15 protein-coding genes and 1 tRNA gene are annotated in these 17,012 nt (G+C 62.2%); 4 read left to right on the plus strand and 12 right to left on the minus strand.

All coding sequences use genetic code 11. The features are described 5' to 3' along the window. Positions 1–78 precede the first annotated feature (78 nt). Complete coding sequence (locus tag CLV47_RS14740; RefSeq protein WP_106349827.1) at positions 79–1,206, plus strand: GmrSD restriction endonuclease domain-containing protein; 1,128 nt, start codon at positions 79–81, stop codon at positions 1,204–1,206. A 229-nt stretch (positions 1,207–1,435) separates the two neighbouring features. Here the strand turns inward: CLV47_RS14740 and CLV47_RS14745 are convergent, their stop codons facing one another. Together CLV47_RS14745 and CLV47_RS14755 are read right to left on the minus strand one after the other, a co-directional pair. After that, positions 1,436–2,752 (minus strand): ferredoxin reductase family protein, encoded by a 1,317-nt coding sequence (locus CLV47_RS14745; RefSeq protein ID WP_170111097.1) that lies wholly within the window; start codon positions 2,750–2,752, stop codon positions 1,436–1,438. 369 nt (positions 2,753–3,121) lie between these two features. Beyond that, complete coding sequence (locus tag CLV47_RS14755) at positions 3,122–3,964, minus strand: helix-turn-helix transcriptional regulator (protein WP_106349879.1); 843 nt, start codon at positions 3,962–3,964, stop codon at positions 3,122–3,124. Between the two features lie 177 nt (positions 3,965–4,141). Here CLV47_RS14755 and CLV47_RS14760 point away from each other — a divergent pair, with 177 nt between their 5' ends. Together CLV47_RS14760 and CLV47_RS14765 are read left to right on the plus strand one after the other, a co-directional pair. Next, the gene (locus CLV47_RS14760; protein ID WP_106349830.1) at positions 4,142–5,077 is read left to right on the plus strand and encodes an SDR family oxidoreductase; all 936 of its coding nucleotides are present in this window, start codon (positions 4,142–4,144) and stop codon (positions 5,075–5,077) included. Between the two features lie 274 nt (positions 5,078–5,351). Next, the gene (locus tag CLV47_RS14765; protein ID WP_106349831.1) at positions 5,352–6,104 is read left to right on the plus strand and encodes a YoaK family protein; all 753 of its coding nucleotides are present in this window, start codon (positions 5,352–5,354) and stop codon (positions 6,102–6,104) included. A 151-nt stretch (positions 6,105–6,255) separates the two neighbouring features. Here CLV47_RS14765 and CLV47_RS14770 read toward each other — a convergent pair whose 3' ends face one another. Next, positions 6,256–6,951 carry a hypothetical protein gene (locus CLV47_RS14770; RefSeq protein ID WP_106349832.1) on the minus strand — a complete coding sequence of 232 codons (696 nt, stop codon included), beginning with the start codon at positions 6,949–6,951 and terminating at the stop codon, positions 6,256–6,258. A gap of 321 nt (positions 6,952–7,272) precedes the next feature. Here CLV47_RS14770 and CLV47_RS14775 point away from each other — a divergent pair, with 321 nt between their 5' ends. Beyond that, on the plus strand, positions 7,273–7,521 hold the full coding sequence (locus CLV47_RS14775) for a hypothetical protein (protein WP_106349833.1): 249 nt from the start codon (positions 7,273–7,275) through the stop codon (positions 7,519–7,521). Positions 7,522–7,698: 177 nt separating this feature from the next. On the opposite strand, the gene CLV47_RS14780 is transcribed toward CLV47_RS14775, so the two are convergent. The 9 genes from CLV47_RS14780 to CLV47_RS14815 all read right to left on the minus strand — a co-directional run bounded on the left by CLV47_RS14780 (position 7,699) and on the right by CLV47_RS14815 (position 16,864). Then, the gene (locus CLV47_RS14780) at positions 7,699–8,094 is read right to left on the minus strand and encodes a hypothetical protein (RefSeq protein WP_106349834.1); all 396 of its coding nucleotides are present in this window, start codon (positions 8,092–8,094) and stop codon (positions 7,699–7,701) included. A 252-nt stretch (positions 8,095–8,346) separates the two neighbouring features. Further along, positions 8,347–9,534 carry a protein kinase family protein gene (locus CLV47_RS14785; RefSeq protein WP_202862605.1) on the minus strand — a complete coding sequence of 396 codons (1,188 nt, stop codon included), beginning with the start codon at positions 9,532–9,534 and terminating at the stop codon, positions 8,347–8,349. A gap of 155 nt (positions 9,535–9,689) precedes the next feature. After that, the gene (locus CLV47_RS14790) at positions 9,690–10,745 is read right to left on the minus strand and encodes an Eco57I restriction-modification methylase domain-containing protein (protein ID WP_106349836.1); all 1,056 of its coding nucleotides are present in this window, start codon (positions 10,743–10,745) and stop codon (positions 9,690–9,692) included. Position 10,746: 1 nt separating this feature from the next. Continuing rightward, a complete protein-coding gene (locus tag CLV47_RS14795) occupies positions 10,747–14,061 on the minus strand; it encodes a DEAD/DEAH box helicase (RefSeq protein WP_202862606.1) in 3,315 nt (1,104 codons plus the stop codon). Then, a complete protein-coding gene (locus CLV47_RS14800; protein ID WP_106349837.1) occupies positions 14,054–14,707 on the minus strand; it encodes a DNA methyltransferase family protein in 654 nt (217 codons plus the stop codon). The genes CLV47_RS14795 and CLV47_RS14800 overlap by 8 nt, the downstream gene beginning before the upstream one ends. After that, positions 14,704–14,817: a type I restriction-modification system subunit M N-terminal domain-containing protein gene (locus CLV47_RS22520; RefSeq protein ID WP_238145451.1), complete on the minus strand. Its 114-nt coding sequence runs from the start codon at positions 14,815–14,817 to the stop codon at positions 14,704–14,706. The genes CLV47_RS14800 and CLV47_RS22520 overlap by 4 nt, the downstream gene beginning before the upstream one ends. Positions 14,818–14,886: 69 nt before the next feature. After that, positions 14,887–15,468 carry a hypothetical protein gene (locus CLV47_RS14805; protein ID WP_106349838.1) on the minus strand — a complete coding sequence of 194 codons (582 nt, stop codon included), beginning with the start codon at positions 15,466–15,468 and terminating at the stop codon, positions 14,887–14,889. 86 nt (positions 15,469–15,554) lie between these two features. Then, a tRNA-Pro gene (locus CLV47_RS14810) sits at positions 15,555–15,628 on the minus strand. 108 nt (positions 15,629–15,736) lie between these two features. After that, positions 15,737–16,864, minus strand: coding sequence for an NDMA-dependent alcohol dehydrogenase (locus tag CLV47_RS14815; RefSeq protein WP_106349839.1), 1,128 nt, complete (start codon positions 16,862–16,864; stop codon positions 15,737–15,739). Between the last annotated feature and the right edge of the window lie 148 nt (positions 16,865–17,012).

Raw genomic sequence — 17,012 nt, forward strand, 5'->3', positions numbered from 1 at the left:
GTCGGGGCTCGCTGGCCACTGCCATCCGTGGGCCGATTTCTTGTGGGGTAACTGTAGTGATTGTCGGGGGACGCTTGTATGTCTGCGCCTGTTGAGAGTTCGTCAGGTAATAAACCGTGGTATTTGCAGCGGTGGAGTTTGGCCCTTGCGCTCATTCTGATCATTGGCATTATCGGCTCATTATCGAAGTCAGGTACCGATAACGATGCGGCGTCGACTGTTGCACCGTCGTCGTCGGCCTCGCCGACATCGTCACCGACCAAGTCGACGCCCGCAGCGTCGTCGTCAGTCGAGGCCCTTACTGCGAATTTCGCTGCCGCGCAGGCCGCGTCACCTGATATTACGGCGTTGTTAGAGACGTTGCCGGTGAAGGGCCGCTCGCCGGAGACAGGATACGACCGAGACTTGTTCGGGTCGTCCTGGACGGACGATGTGATGGTTGACGGCGGGCACAATGGTTGCGATACCCGCAACGACATCCTGCGACGTGATCTGGTCGAGATCACGTTAAAACCGGGCTCAAACGGCTGCACAGTGTTGTCGGGCACGTTGAATGATCCGTATACGGGGACCGCGATCCCGTTTGTGCGGGGCGAGGGCACGTCAACTGCGATCCAAATAGATCACGTTGTGGCGCTTTTGGATGCATGGCAGAAAGGTGCGCAGCAGTTGTCTGCACAGCAGAGGACTGATTTGGCGAACGATCCAATGAATTTGCAGGCGGTCGATGGTCCGACGAATGAGGCTAAGGGTGATGGGGATGCCGCGACATGGTTGCCTCCGGACAAGTCGTATCGCTGCACATACGTGAGTCGGCAAGTGCAGGTCAAAGCGAAGTATGGGTTGTGGGTGACCACCGCTGAACGGGACGCGATTGTGAAGATTCTTGGAAATTGCGATGCACCGGCGGCGGCCTCGGTTGTTCCCGTGCCTGCACCGGTCACCACGACGACCGCGCCTCCACCGGTGACCACGACGGCCGCGCCTCCACCGATTACTACGACTCAGGCACCCGCGCCGGCGCCGGTCCCCGCGCCCAAGGTGGCACCTGCTCCTGCTCCACCTCCTGCGCCGCCGGCGCAGACGAACGTCTACTACCAGAATTGTGCGGCGGCCAAGGCCGCAGGGGCCGCGCCGATATACGCCGGTCAGCCCGGGTATCGGTCGGCGCTCGATAGGGATAAGGATGGCGTGGCCTGCGAGTAGCCTATGAAGTCACGGCTTCGAATAGTCCGTCAACGCCAGCTACTGGCGACTAGTTCACAGACGTGTTGCGACACCCCCTGACCCCACAGCCAGTCGCCACCGGAGCAGGTCAGTTCACGGCGAGAGCAAACACGATGCACGCGAATAGGATCAGCACGGTGACGGTCACCGCCGCCCGCTGGGTGAGTTGGTGTCGCATCTCAGATCCTACTTTCGCGCGAGGCTCTGGCTAGACAAAATTGAAGCGTTCGGTGTGGACCTTGTCTCCGGGAACACCCAGAGCCGCGAGAGCATCCTCCAGCGCGTCCTGCATGGCACCCGGCCCGCAAATGAAGTACTGCAACGCCTCTCGCCTGTCGACGGGCAGATGCCGGTGCAGCATGTCGGCGTCGAGGCGGCCGCTCTCGCCCATCCAATCGCCGGGTGGATCCGACAGCGTGAGTACAACGGTCAGGTCAAGAGACTCAGCGAGGTCGACCATTTCGTCGTAGTACGCCGCGTCCTCGATTCGCTTCGTGCCGTAGAACAGGTGGCACGGTCGGCGGTCGCCGCGAGCGTCGAGGGTGCGCAGCATGCTCCTGATCGGCCCGATCCCGACACCCCCGGCGAGGAACACGAATCCTGGCCCTTCGTCGAAGTCGGGCGAGAACACGCCGTGTGGGCCGTCAAGGTAGGCAACAGTGCCCGCTTGTAGGGCACCGATTGCGGAGGTGAAGTCGCCAAGGTCCTTAATGCTCATCTGCAGCCGTGCGGGGTCGTCACCGTTAGACGAGAACGAAAACGGGTGTTGGGTCACCGCAAACGGCGATCGATGAATCGACAGCCACCCGAACTGTCCTGGCGCGAAGGTGAATCCGGCGTGCCCTGCTGGCGTCAGAGTAACCGTGTTGACCCCGCCGGGTTCTGGTGCTACCGACTCGACCGTCCACGGCCTGCGCATGCGAAGGATCGGTCTGAGAATCCGCACCCAGATAAATATTACGACGAAGCCCAACGTCATCACGGTCCATAACACCCGCTTCCACGGCTGATTCACGTAGTGGCCGATCAGCTCGACATGCACCAGCGCTGCCGCGATTGCGACCGTCGAAAGCACGAGGTGCGTTGCCTGCCAGACCTCATAGGAAATGCGTAACGCTGAACGCCAGGCCGATGTGACGATGAGGATCAGCAGGCACAGAATCGCGAACGTACCGAATCGTCCGGCCCAAGGCGCGGTGAACGGGTTGACCCGTTCGATGTAGCTCCGGTCAACCAAAACGATCAGCATGATCGGGTGAGCAAAGATAAATAACGTTCCCACATAACCCATATAGCGATGAAAATGCACCAATGCGTCTTCGCCGAATGGTTCGGCCACCGTGCGAATCCGGGCTACGAGGACGAACTGCGCGCCCATCATTGACAGGCCGACGAACCCTAGCGCGACAGCGCACTCCCGCCAGAATCCTCGGTGCGCGTCGGTGACACCCAGGGCGGCGAAAACCAACGGAATCACGATTACCGCAACGTACGCACCGAACCAGATCGTGGAACGAACCGCCATGCGCATCCGGTGGCTCCAATCTTCCGCCCGACAACCATGACGTCGGATATCGAGGCGGGCCGTCGAACGCGTGGAGGGCTCAAGACTGTCCATCCGACGGCGTCGGATTTTGGGCGGCCGACCGCCTCACTTTGTCACACCCAGAACGATTCCCGCCAGCCTTCGCCTATCGACGATCTGGGCGCCGCTACTAGCGGTGAACTTGCGGATGAGACCCCAGTTGATTGGATCCAAGGCGGCGGCGAAACCGAGCTCTTGGTCGAATCCGCTCGACGTGCGGCGAAAAGCCTCGCAGCATGAGTCTGCCAACGCCACCAACGGAGCGCGCCGACCTCGCGGACTTCAATCTCTACGGGGACGGTTCTGTCCTTACATCTCTGCCAGGTCGCCGATGACTGACAGCAGCTGCAGCTTGTCATAGCTCTCGCTTCCGGGAGTGGCGGTGTAGACGAGCAGCGAGTGCGACCCCTCGGGATCCGCGAGCGCCTGGCAGTGCAGCTCGAGTGCACCGAGGTCGGGGTGGACGAAGTGCTTCTTCTCGCGGGGCCGCAGGCCGACTTCATGCTCGTCCCAGATCTGTCGAAACTCCTCGCTGTGCGCGCGCAACAACTCGGCGTAATGCGCCGCGCGGGAACCGGTGCCGCGTCTCGCGCTGGCCTCGCGCAATCCTGACACCCACAGCCGACCGAGGAAGGCGTGATCCTCCGGCGCGTACCGGAGTCGCGTCGATGGGTCAGTGAACCACCGGTAGCCGATGCTGCGCGCCGGACCACTGTAGGCGGTCAGGTCGCCGGTGAGCGCGACACCGAGTGCCGTCTGCCGAAGCGTCTCACCGAGCTCGGTGACGATCTCGGCCGGAGTGTCGTGCAGTCGATCGAGGATGCGCAAGAGTCCGGGGCTGACGTGGTCGCTCTCGGCAAGTCGCGCGGGCGGGGTGTGTCCGGCGAGTCGGAGCAGATAGTCCCGCTCGTCGCGGGCGAGGTGAAGCCCCATCGCGATAGAGGCAACCATCTGCTCCGATGGATGCGGACCCTGTCCCCGTTCGAGGCGGGCGTAGTAGTCGGCGGACATGTGGCTCAGCGCTGCGACCTCCTCCCGGCGTAGCCCTCTGGTACGTCGGCGCTGCCCGCGAGGAAGCCCGACGTCCTCCGGCTGCAGCGCCTCCCGGCGGCGACGGAGGAATGCCCCGAGCCCCTCACGATCGATCTGCATGGTCGTCTCCGTTCCATCTGCCTTAACTTCTACAACCATTGCGTCGCGACATCCACTGCCTGACGATCCCTCCCTCCGCTTCGGTCGGTGGATCGCGTATCCGTGGATTGAGAGGTCCTGGTCAGCCTCGCCGACTTCCCCGAGACTAGAAGACGACACCGACTTCAGGAGCGAGACATGGCACGCCGACCCACCAACATCAGCATCCCCGACCTCTCCGGCACACGCGCCGTCGTCACAGGCGCGAGCGACGGCATGGGGTTCGGCATCGCGACCCGACTCGCCGCGGCCGGCGCCGAAGTGATCCTGCCCGTGCGCAATTCGCGCAAAGGCGAGGTCGCGCTCGGCATGATCCGTCGGAACGTCCCCGAGGCGGACGTGTCGCTGCGCGAGCTTGACCTAGCATCGCTCGCCTCCGTCGCCGCGTTCGCAAACGTGCTGCGCGACGAGGATCGGCCGATTCATCTGCTCATCAACAACGCAGGCGTCATGACACCACCCGAGCGGCAGGCCACCGCCGACGGATACGAGCTGCAATTCGGCACCAACCATCTCGGACATTTCGCCCTCGTCGCGCAACTGCTGCCGTTGCTGATCGCCGGGCGGGCGCGCGTGACCTCGCAGATCAGCATCGCGGCCAATCAGGGAGCAATCAACTGGGACGACCTGAACTGGGAACGTTCGTACGACGGCATGCGTGCCTACAGCCAGTCGAAGATCGCGTTCGGGCTTTTCGGCCTCGAACTCGACCGGCGCAGCCGTGCAGAATCCTGGGGAATCACCAGCAACCTCGCCCATCCCGGCATCGCGCCGACGAGTCTTCTCGATGTGCGGCCGGAACTCGGCCGGGAGGCACCGGCCACAGGACTCCGCCTGATCACTCTGCTTTCGCGAGTCCGAATCGTCGGCTCAGTCGACAGCGCCGGGCTCCCTGCCGTTCTCGCGGCCACTACCCCGGACGCCGGCGGACGCTTCTACGGGCCCCGCGGAGTCGGTCATCTCGGCGGCGCGCCGGCCGAGCAGAAGCTCTATTCCCGCCTGCGTTCCGAGGACGATGCGGAGCGAATGTGGCGCGTGTCGGAGGAGCTCACGAAAATCGCATTCCTGGTCTGATCCAACACTGGTTCCGGCACACCGGCGCGGCCTGACCCGACCGACGCCGCTGTGGCCTTGCAGGTACACCAAGCAATCCCCCGCCCACGCGCCCATCGAGACGACGAAGCCCAGCGATCCGGCGGCTCCTTGGCTCGCCGGTGTTCGGTTCGACGGCCGGCACCGCGTGGCGTGCTGGCGGCTGGAACGCTGTGGGATGGACGAACCTCGCATTACTCGTCGGGAGATCGGTTGGGCATTGCTGGTTGCGTTGTCCAGTAGGTAGTGTCACTTCATGATGCCGCGGAAGACAGACGCGGAATCTACTCGCCCTTCACGGGCCCACAACTACCTCGCGCACCCCGCGCATGGTCCGCTGCCCGCCCTTCTGCTCGTGCTCACGTTCAGCACTGGGCTCATCGACGCGATCAGCATCCTCGGCCCGGGTCGCGTGTTTATCGCCAACATGACCGGCAACGTCGTGTTCATCGGCTTTGCGCTGGCTAAGGCGCCCGGATTCAGCCTGTGGGGGCCGTCCGTTGCCCTCGTATGTTTTCTGGTCGGGGCATCGGTTGGCGGCGTCGCGATCTCACGGTACGGCGAGCATCGAGACAGGCTACTGCGCAACGCACTCGCCGTTCAGCTAGCCCTCTTCGTCGTCGCCCTCGCTATCAGTCTCGCCGCTGGGACGCCTCTGCCGATCGCTCATAAGCTCCTGATCCTGGCGGTGGGCAGCATCGCCCTCGGCATTCAGAACGCGGTCGTGCGCCGTCTTGCCGTGCCCGATGTGACCACCACTCTCCTCACCATGACGCTTACGGGCATGGGAGTAGATCTGCGCAAACGAGACCTGGTGACGGCCACACGACGTTTGCTCGCGGTGCTCGCCATGCTGATCGGAGCCGAGATCGGCGCCATCTTGGTTCTCAATCTCGGTGTCACTGCCGGCATGGTGGTCGCGACTATCGTCCTTGCCGTGGCTATGGTCGGAGCGACCCTCGCCGCGCGCGGCGCACCCAACTGGGCCACGGGCACCGCGTTGTCCTAGTAGCTGCATTTTCCAAAAGGCTCCAACGACCTCGATGGCAGGGACAGCGTGGCAATCCGGGGGGCTGGACGCGGTGGGCTGGATGAACTTCGCACTGCTCATTGTCTGCTTCACCGTCGCGATCCTGATCCGAACGCGCGCGCGAGAGGCGCTAAGGACGGATTACCACCCGCATCGCCAAGGCGAGCGAAGCCAGCCATTCAGCATCCGAAGGAAGAGCGAACACCCTCGTGCTCGCGTGACCCGGGAGAGCCTGCAACGCGCCACGAGACAAGCGGTCCCCGAACAGACAGAAAGCTTTGCTGGAGTTGTAGTGCCTGCACATATAGGTCACACCACTCAGGCCCTCAAGCCAAGCTGCCTCTGCCCACCGCACCGTCTCGGGGTAGGCCCTGGGGTCGGTATCGGTGAGGTCGGACGGAAATAGCCCGACCTTGGTTGAGTCGCTAGGTAGACCCACGTGTACCGACCCGTTGCGCGCGTTGGTGATGAGCCCGGCTTCGTCCTTCGTGAGCCCAAAATCGTCGACGCATCGATCGAGGCGCTGTAGTACCTCATCAAGCCCGATCGTGCGTACCCGCGGATCGGCGAGTGTCGCCCTCGTGGTCAGGATGAAGAGCGACAGTTCCATGTTGCTGGTGAGCTTGACGAGCAATGCGGGGTTGCGCCGCCACAAGGCGACCTTGCCCAAGTGCTCCACTGCAGTGGGCGCGAGCACCCCCACGAGCCATGTGTCATCGGCGCTCCAAGCGGTGAGGGCCAACTCGATGGAGCGCGACGCCGACGTGATCAGAGTGGTTTCAACGCTGACCGGCTCTGGTGCAGGTTCATGTGGTTCGTGGGTCATGCCAGCGAGCGTTCCACACCGTGGGTCACCGACGTCGGGTCGGCAACGCTTACCCCGGAAAGTCACCGTCACGACCGACCCCCAGCATTCCTGTCAGACCGTAGTACGTGCTTCTGATGACACGGACCGTCTAGGTGCTCAGTCGTCTGACATGACCGCTTAGTCGCCGTTGTGGGTCGCCATCGCCACGTTGGCCACTGCGGGATTAGCCGACGCCTCGGGACCATCAGCGTGACTGATGACGGTGTCTCACGTATGATCCCGGAGCAGCGCAACGTTGTCGTTGAGCTGCGTTGATTCTTTTTGCAGAGGGGTTCCTGAATGAACTGTGTCGCGTGCGGTAATGACAATGTCACGATCGAGATGATGCAGGCTGGCGGTCGCACGCGAACGCACGGCACGGGCCTGGGCGGTAAGACCAACAATATGGCGCGTGGCATGACCGCCGTCAGCACCCTGGGCATGTCCAACCTCGTGTGGAAGAAGTCCAAGGGCACCGAGAAGATGAAGTACAAGAATCAAAAAGTCGCGCTCTGCCAGACCTGCGGCCATGATTGGTCAATCCGCTAGGGGCGGAATCGGAAGGTCTGAAAAGGCTCACTCCGCCTTCGGTAGATATCGCTTCCGAACCAGGCTGGCGGTCATGGCGTGGAGAGCACCCGACCGTCAGGGAGACGTCCGCCAGCATGCGAAAGGCGCGGGCAAGCGGGGGTCAGGAGAACTCATGTTCACCTTCGGTTCGGGCTGTCACGCCGGTTCGGCTGCGTCGCTCGCCTCGAAGGCCGAGATCGACGCGAGATAGTCGCCAGCGACAACGTGCGGGTTGTCCTTGTGGCCCTCGATCTCGATGACCACGGTGTCATCAGTCGTCGCTATCACCCGGAACCGCGCGCCGACCTCCAGCGTGATCCCATTGTCGTTGGCAACGTGGTCAACCACCTCGATCCAAGACGGTTCGTTCGAGGCTTGAGACTGTGACCGCCGGTCGCCCTTCAGTCGCTGGATGATCTTCTGTGCACCGAGAGTGCCTGTGGAGCCCACCGCCACCAATGCAGTGGCGACGGCCGCGGTCGCCGTCGCCGGCCCGCCCAGCTTCTTTACGACCGTGACGAGTACCTGGTAACCGCCGAGGTTTCCGGCCATGAGCGCCCTGCTTTCGATGAGGTGCGAGCGATGTTATCAATCGACACGATCAGACATCAGGTCGGCGCGAGGACATGATACGGGCAGGAATTGGCCAAACTGTAGCTACCTTATGGCCGCGACTGGCTCATGACTCGACGCGGGCCGCTTCGTGCCCGAGATTGTCCGGGCGATGGACGCCGACGGGACTGGAATCGGCCATACCCACTGACTGGCCGCGTCGTGAACCGTGGACGTCCGGCAGGTGGGTCGCTATGCAGAGCCGCCGGCGGCCGGCGGCGCAGCGAGCTTCTCGACGTCCTCGATCACCTCGAGCACGTTTCGGTAGCGCTTGGCGGTGTCTTGGTCGGTGCACTTGCGCACGATCTGGCCGACCTCATCGTCGCTGTGCTCCAGCGACGACTTGCCTGTGAAGATGAATCGCAGTAGCCAGCCAGCCGAGTAGATGTCGTTGACGACTGCGAAGTCCTTCATGCTCGCCAGCTGCGGGTCCCTGATCGTCCCGCGCATCTCGGTGCGGGTCATCGTGAACTGCGAGTCGAGATCCTTGATCAGCCCGAAGTCGGACAGCTTGACCAGCGCAGCTCCGCGGTCGAAGGTCTTGATCAGCACGTTCTGCAAGCTCAGGTCCCGGTGCAGAATCCTTTTGCCGTGGATGTAGTTCAGTCCGTAGAGAAACTGCAGGGCAATCCGCTTGCGGGTGGGCTGCTTGAGATCCTGGTTGTTCTTGTTGATGAACGAGCGCAGCGTCTCTTCGCAGTACTCCATGCTGTACTGGTTCTTCTCTTCGTCATAGCGGTAGACCTGCACGACGTACGGGAAACTGAGCCCTTTCAGGATTTCGAACTCGCGTTTGAACCTCGCTAGGTCCCGCTCGGAGATGTCTTTTTTGGCTCGTTTGATCGCGACCGTGGTGTCATACAGGTCATCGATGTAGGCGTAGACGTGCGCGTACGAGCCCGTTCCCACGAGCGTGAGCTGTTGTTCGGTGCGCTGCGCATCTAGCGTCACGCGAAGAGCATCGTCCGTGCCGAGGAATACAGGTTCGTGCTTGATAAGCGTGACCGGCGCGAAATCCTCGGGGATGGTGCTGCCGTTGGTACTCGCGAGCCATGGCGCGCATGCCTGCAGTGCATTTGTGTAGGTGTCTATGAGCGTCGCGGTCGCGCCTGCCCGTTCGAGTGACCGCAGTGTGGTCTCAATCGTGTCGATCAGCGCGATGAACTGACGACTGGCCTCGGCCCAGTAGTAGCGTTGCGGCGTTCGTGCTCGGTCGTTGATGGAGTTGAAGTGCTCATTAAGCTGCTCGTGGATCACGGCGAAAACGTGTCCGTGGTCGATCTCGCTGTATAGCGCCTCGAAGGCGGCCGAGGCTGGTTGTGCCGCATGCTCTGCGCTTAGGGCGGCCAAGATCCGCTCTTGGGCCTTGGGTGTGATCACGGCGCTGCCCCTCTCTGGCATCTAGTAGCAGTCGATCGAAATTGAGGCCGCCCCGTGGCGGTCAGTCCGTCACGAAAGAACTGGGGAGTTTCACGCTTCACGCGTAGCCGGCGAGCCTGAAACGCACTAGTCAGGTCGCTCAACGCTCCCCTCGGTCATTCCATCGGCTTGACCTTGGCCTCGATGAAGGCGATCTCCTCCGCGTCGAGGCCGTACTTGGCGTACAACTGTTGGTCGATCTGCGGGATCGACTTGGACCAGTCGATGTCTGATGACGCGGCGAAGTCCTGCATCGGAACATGCCGCCAGGTGTGCGCGGCGTTGTGTTGCGTCACCTTGAGGATGCCGAGCATCGCGCGAGCGAACTTCGACTTGACATACTTCAGCAGTGCTTCAGCCTCGGCGACGGTGGCGAAAGAGCCGATGGTGAGAAACGTGCTGGTGACCGCGACATCTGGCCCAAGCGCAGTCGGGTTGTTCAGTGCTACGCCAAAGAAGTCGGTTGTCGATCCCGAGCCGTTGGCCGCCGGTACAGCAACTTTGTAAGCAAGGAGCGAGGGTGGACCGGTGACGTAATCGCGGCGCAGCCAACGGGTGACGCGATTCCTCCCCGACAGACCAAACACTTCAACATAGTCACGCCCATCAGACGGCCTTTCCTCGTGGAACAGGAATGGGAGTCGCACAAAGGTACCCGCGTCGAGTTTGTACGGATTGCCTTTTGACATCAAAGCGCGTGCGCTGAGATTCTCCTCGTGCATCTTGTCTGTGTAGCGGTGCTGACGGTCGTTCGTGATGCCCAAGTCGATGAGAGAGGAACCGCGCGACGCTTGGACTTTTTGCAGAATCGCGTCCAACTCGGGATGTTTGGCGAATTGTCCGATGGGACCGAGCTGACGCTCCGAGTCGCGGTATGTGACGGCGATGCCGGCCTTGATTGGGTCCGTAAGGCCGGGGAAAAGGCGATTCGAGTCAGGCTCGAAGTGCGCCACCATCAGGTGCTCGTCCGCGAGCATCTTCGCATTCCATGCCTTGGGCGTGTAGCCGGCGTTGAAGAGGAATCGTGCCGGCGTAATGAGCACTACTTTGGTGCCGACCTCGAATGCGGCGTCCATGAACTTGTCGTAGATCGGCATGTTGTGGGTTGATTCGCCAACCGAATCTTCCTGGTAGGGCGGGTTGCCGATCACAACATCGAACTTTTTGCTCATGTCAGTGTCCTTCGGTCAGCATGTCGTCGGTCATCGCCTGGCGTTCCTCGGCGGTCATCCTGGCAAGGTTCCCTACTTTGAAGTGACCCGAGTCCTGGAGCCACGCCTTACGTTCAGCGACACCGCCGGAGACGGCTTCGATGGTGATGCGGTGCAAGATCTCGTTGTGGCTCATCTCGAAGACCTGAGACGTCAGGATGTGCTTGAGCCTGACCTGTTGGTCCGGGAACGTCGGAGCCAGATCAGTGTCGAGTCGGCGTACTAGTTCCATCAGGAATAGCCCTGCGGTGGAGAACAGGTCCGCGAACGTCTTGTCTGGGTCTTCGAAGATGCCTGGGTTCTCCGCCTCGAGGGTGTCGACCATCATCTTGACCACCGGCTGCGGGGTGAAGACCAGCGATGTCTTCTGCTGCGGGATGTAGGCGAAGATGTTCTCGGTCTGCGCGTCGTTGAAGTAGTCAGCCAGGGCTTCCTTCTTGTCGAGGAACTCCTGGATCGACTGATCAAACACTGAGCCGTCGAACATGCCCGGGATCGTCGTGACGACCCCGTTCTCCTCCTGGATCTCCTGACCGTCGCGCAACAGTCGGAACTCGGCCTCGGTGATCCCGGTGATTTCCTCGAACACGTCGTCGGGCGTGTAGTCGTCGAAGTTCGACAACCGTATTCCGCGGTCACCATAGGCCATCAGGAACATCGGAATCGTGCGGGCGAAGCCGCGTAGGTGGGAACGGGCGTCGTCCATTGTCTGGTCGGCGCGCTTCTGCTCTTTCTTCGTCTCCTCGCGCGTGACCACCTCAGGCACGATCTCCCCCATCGTCTTGTCCACGATGGCCAGGATGCTGCTCTGGAACGCCTTGTCGTGCTCAAGCCTCTGGGCCTGCACTGCCTCGGCTTCGGCTTCGGTGGCGGCGTTCTTCAGCTCGTCGTCGAGGTGTTTGCTGGCTATGTTGTGCTCGACGTAGGCACGCTCTACCTCGTCCTTGACCACCTGCTCGGTGCGCTTCTCGTCGCGTGCAACCTGCTTGCCAGTCAGCCCGTAGGCCTCCTTGAGCTCCTCGCGCTTCTGGCGGGTCTGCTCGGTCACGGCCGCGGCGATCTGCTTCGCTGCGGCCTGGGGCGGAGCGTCCGGTTCGATGCTCGGAAGATCTTCGATGCGATACACAGGCTTGCCCAGTTCAGCGACCTTCGGATTGATCACCGTCTCGGCGTCCACCTGGACGTTACCGTCGCGGTCAGTCACCGGCGGCGGCTGCGGGAGCTCGAAAGACTCATCGTTCTTGATCTTGCCCTGCTTCGCGGTCGGCAGCTTGTCGAGGATCGCCTTGACGTGCTCGGAGTACCGGAAGATCCCCCCAACGTTCGCGAACAGCAGGTTGGACAGGAACCCGCGGCGTACAACCTCGCGGGCCTTGAACACCTGCGGGAAAGTCAGCACCTGAGCGGCATCGAGCTCGATCATCCGGCCCTGCGCGTCCTCACCCAGGACCGGGAAGAAGTTCAGCAGCGTGCGGATGTTCTCCTGACGCGCCATCGGGTCTCCCGACGGATTGGGGTGCAGGTTGTTCGCGAAGGCGTCAAAAATCGTGAGCGTGCGCTCGGGCGCGAAGTCGAAAATATAGGCGTTCTGCTTCTGATACACCTGCCCACCACGCTCGAAAATGCACGGGTTCTGCGCACGGAACGCCGCCTGCATGTACTGCGCCGGCGAAGCCAAGTCAGACAGCATGATGACCGCAGTCCACTCCGGCACTGTCACACCCGTCGTGAGCTGCCCCACCGACAAGGTGATGGTCCTTCCGTCCGACTCCTCAGCCTGCGCGATAGCATCCCGCACCTTGTCGAGCGCCTTGCCCGCAGCCACGGGATCACTGTCGTCATTCTTCCCGTCGCCGGCGGCCAAGACGACGGTGTAGTCCTTGAACACGTCATGGTTCCGAAGGAGCTTCTCGAGCGCCTTGGCAGACGCGACGCGGTTCAGCAGCCAGAAAGAGTGCCGGATCTCGTCCCGTAACTGGGGCGTCGAGAACGGGTACTTCTCGTTGGTCGCCATGCAGTCGAGGAACTTTTTGACCTCGGTCTCGTGCTCGAAGAAGCCGTTGTCCTTGGTCGCGAAGAACTCGTTGAGGTCGAACGTGTAGTCGATGTTCGCCTCGTCCTCCTGGATTGCGACACCCTCGGCGAGACGGTCCGTGATCATCCGCGAAATCTGGTAGGTCAGCAGGTTGAGCGTGGGCAGTCCCGCGTACGGGTTCTCCTTACTTTCTCCATCGTGGTCCCACTGCTGCCGGGCGTTCTGCTCGTCCTCGTAGGTCCAGTTGAAGATCTGGTCCTGATCGAACCGCCCGGAAGCTAAGGCCTTGAAGGGCGTACCCGACAAGTGCAGGGTTCGCGCTCTTTTAATCTGGTCGAAGGCAACGTCTGTCTTGGCGGTGTCGATGCCCTCGTGCGCTTCATCGATGACCAACAGATCCCAGTCGACCTGTGCCACGTGCCTGAGCTTGTCGTAAGGGCCGCCGAAGTACTGCGATCCCTTCAGGTCCTGCAGTGACAGGAACTCCACGATGCGTGCGTCCTGATGATCACGCGAGTACCCGCGCCACTGCTCGCGGGTCATCGGGGACCGACCGGCCAGCGACGGCGACTCAGACACGAACTTGAACGTCGTCCGATGTGCGATGAAGCGCGTGAAATCGTCGAACCACGAGTTCGCGATCGCCGGGCGGTTGGTGACCATCAGGACGCGTCTCACATCCAGGGTCCGCATGAGGTGATAGGTCGTCAGTGTCTTACCGAACCGCGGTTTGGCGTTCCACAGCACCTCGGCCTCGGTGGCCGCGAAAGCAGCCACTGCCTGGTCGACCGCAGCTTGCTGCTCAGGGCGCAGCACGTAGTCGTCGGTACCGCTGCTCTGCAGATCGGAGAAGTCTTGCCCCGCGAAGTCGTTGAAGTACTCCAGCGACTTCTTCGGTGCTTCGCTGAACCGATGCCACTCGGTTCGTTTAGGGGTTGTCTCGCGCTCGACGCCTTGCTGTTTGAGGTAGGCGTGGAAGTCGTGGTCAGTGAAGCGTCCGCCGGCCTCAGTCGTGAACAGTGCCCTGCGGGACCACAACAGATTCTTGTGGATCGACATCTGAGATGCCTGCTGAGCCACGCGCTCGGCGGCGGTCTGCTGATCGGTATATCCGATCTTCTCCCACCCCGCGTACTTAGGCAGGTCAGGTGTGGACCAGGAATAGATGACCGGCCGGATTTCCCGGTAGGTCTTGATCCTCGGACTTGGCGGTATCGATTCAGACAGCATCGAATCAGACATCGCCGCCTACTTCCTCGTGGACCCTGTCGATCCGGCACGGTTGATATGTGTCGTAGATGGTGAAGTCGAAGCCACCGCTATGGCGCAACGAATCGAGCGTGAACGGCTCCCGCTGCACAGACCCGGCCTGGCCGTCGACGCGGTGCCACCACGAGAACTGGATGTCCTTGCCCTGGGAGGTCTGACCCGTCAAGGTATTGCCACGCACGATGTTCGTATCGATCAGATAGACCGCGGCCCGATGCAGGTTCGTGCGGGTACCACAGGCAACGCCGTGGGCTTCGTGGAAACTCACGAACTCGGCGAGCATGATCGCCTTGGCATCCCGATGGTTGTCCTCTAGCAACTCAACGCCGTAAATCGACGCCAGCGCGAACAACGACTCCTGCGGCCACTCCTGTGCGGGGAACCGGCTCTGGATCGCGTTCAACTTGCGCTGCAGGATCGCTACGAGGAAGTTGCCGTCGCCGGCCGCAGGCTCGAGGAACGTCTTGTCGACGAAGTCGGGTCCGGTCTCCAGCTCCTCGCGGACCAAGTCGAGCATCTGGTCGACCATGTGACGGGGAGTAAAAACCTCCCCGTACGTCTTCACGCGGTGCCGTGATCTCACAAATTGCTCCTCGACGACCGTCTCGGTCACCGTCATCGCTGTACCGTCAGGGCCGCCACGAACGTGCCCGAGCTGTACTCGGCGTCCGCGTGCGGGCCACGAAGCGTGTCAGCAACGCCCCAGATGAAGTTCGACAGCACAGACACGACGCGCGGATCTCCTCGTTTATGAGGCTGTACTCAGCCAATTGCTACGCATCGTAACTGGGCGCTCAGTCATGCCAACCTCGCCCGTGGGATGGGCGGAGTGCAGCGGAGTTCGCTTGCACGTCGTCGAGCTGACGCACGGTTGACGACACCGGATGTCGCAGTCAGCTCACCAGTGATGTCCGCCCCCTCAGCTAGGTTCTTTATGCGATAGGTATCGCCGGCGGCTGAGGAGGCGACGATGGCGAAGTACGACCTGCAACGCCTGAGGTAGCTCAGCTCGGCGTCACTCCATTTGGCGGCGACCTTCTTCTGCCCGTCACCTTCGTACATGATGGCGACATCGAGGCGACAGATGCCGGTCGAGAACGACTTCACCGTGATCTCGTACGACTGAACAAGCTGCGTCTCCCCCAACTCCGGAGCAGCATTCTTCATCTCCTCCGATAGTTGCACGACAGTTGGGCTCGGAGCGAAGGACGGAAACAGGTCATCGGCGTCCGCCACTTTGATGTCGTCGAACTGATAGACCACCGACGGCTCCTGCGACGTGCTGCCTGGCGCGCCAGCCGGTGAACCGTCCTTGGGATTCGCAACCGCGTCGGAACTCGAGCATCCCGCAACGGCTGCAACGATCGAGAGCGAAGCCAACGGGGAACTCCCTAGTATCTAGCGGTCACATTGACTCCGAAAACGACAGTGCCCAGGTGAAAAACATACTCTCACCTGGGCATTTGTCGGGCTGACAGGATTTGAACCTGCGACCCCCTGACCCCCAGTCAGGTGCGCTACCAAGCTGCGCCACAGCCCGTCGTACCCACGGCGTACGCCGTAAACACGAACGTCGCCCCACCTTGCGGCAGGGCGACGTTCAGAATACCTCAGTCGTTCTCGGCGTTCGAAAACGGCACGGGCGTGTTTAGCGGTCGGCGGCGGTGTATTCGATCATGCCGCGGATGTTCTTGCCATCGCGCATGTCCTGGTAGCCCTTGTTGATGTCCTCGAGCTTGTACTTCGTGGTCGCGAGCTCGTCGAGCTTGAGCTGACCCTCCTGGTACATCGACAGCAGCCACGGGATCTCCTTGCGCGGGTTGGACCCGCCGAAGATCGCGCCCTGCAGGTCCTTCTGCAGCAAGGTGAGTTCGAACAGGCTCAGCTTGACGTCCTGATTCGCCGCGTTGCCCATGCCGGTGACGACCGCGCGGCCGCCCTTGGCAGTGAGCGCGAGCGCCTGCTGGATGTCCTCGCCCTGGATGTCGCCGACGGTGATGATCGTCTTCTCCGCCATCCGGCCCCAGGTCAGCTCGTTGACCGGCTCCAGCGCGGCCTCGGCGCTGGCGAAGGTGTGCGTCGCACCGAACTCCATCGCCCGCTCCCGCTTGGACTCGACCGGGTCGATCGCGATGACGCGCTTCGCGCCCGCGGCGGCCGCACCCTGTACGGCGTTCATGCCGACGCCGCCGGTGCCCATGACCACGACGGTCTCACCGGGACGTACGTCGGCCACGTGGGTCGCCGAGCCGAAGCCGGTGGTGACGCCGCAACCGACCAGGGCCGCGATCGCGAGCGGGATGTCCGGCTCGATCTTGACCACGGAGGCCTGGTGCACGGTGATGTACGGCGAGAACGTGCCCAGCAGGCACATCGTGATGACGTCCTTGCCCTTGGCCTGTACCCGGAACGTGCCGTCGCTGATCGACTGGCCGGTCAGCAGGCCCGCGCCGAGATCACAGAGGTTCTGGTGACCCGAGGAGCACGGCGGGCACTGGCCGCAAGCCGGGATGAACGCGGTGACGACGTGGTCGCCTTCCTTGAGGCCGGTGACGCCGGGGCCCACCTTGGTGACGACGCCGGAGCCTTCGTGGCCGCCGAGCACCGGGTAGAACGGCACCGGGCTACCGCCGGTGACGAGGTGCTCGTCGGAGTGGCACAAGCCCGAGGCGGCCAGCTCAACGGTGACCTCACCGGCCTTCGGATCCCCGACCTCGATCTCCTCGACGGACCATTCCTCGCCGATACCCCACAGGATCGCGCCTTTAGTCTTCATACGATCTGTCCATCCTTACGTCGTTGAACGATGCGAATATGGCGATGACCTCATATGTCCGCGCACGCCGTACCGAAGTACGCCGCGGCCGGACGAAGGACACCCCCGCATAGGTGACCATATGTGATCCGGACCCCAATATCGACCG

This window comes from Antricoccus suffuscus (assembly GCF_003003235.1).
GTDB classification, from domain to species: domain Bacteria; phylum Actinomycetota; class Actinomycetes; order Mycobacteriales; family Antricoccaceae; genus Antricoccus; species Antricoccus suffuscus.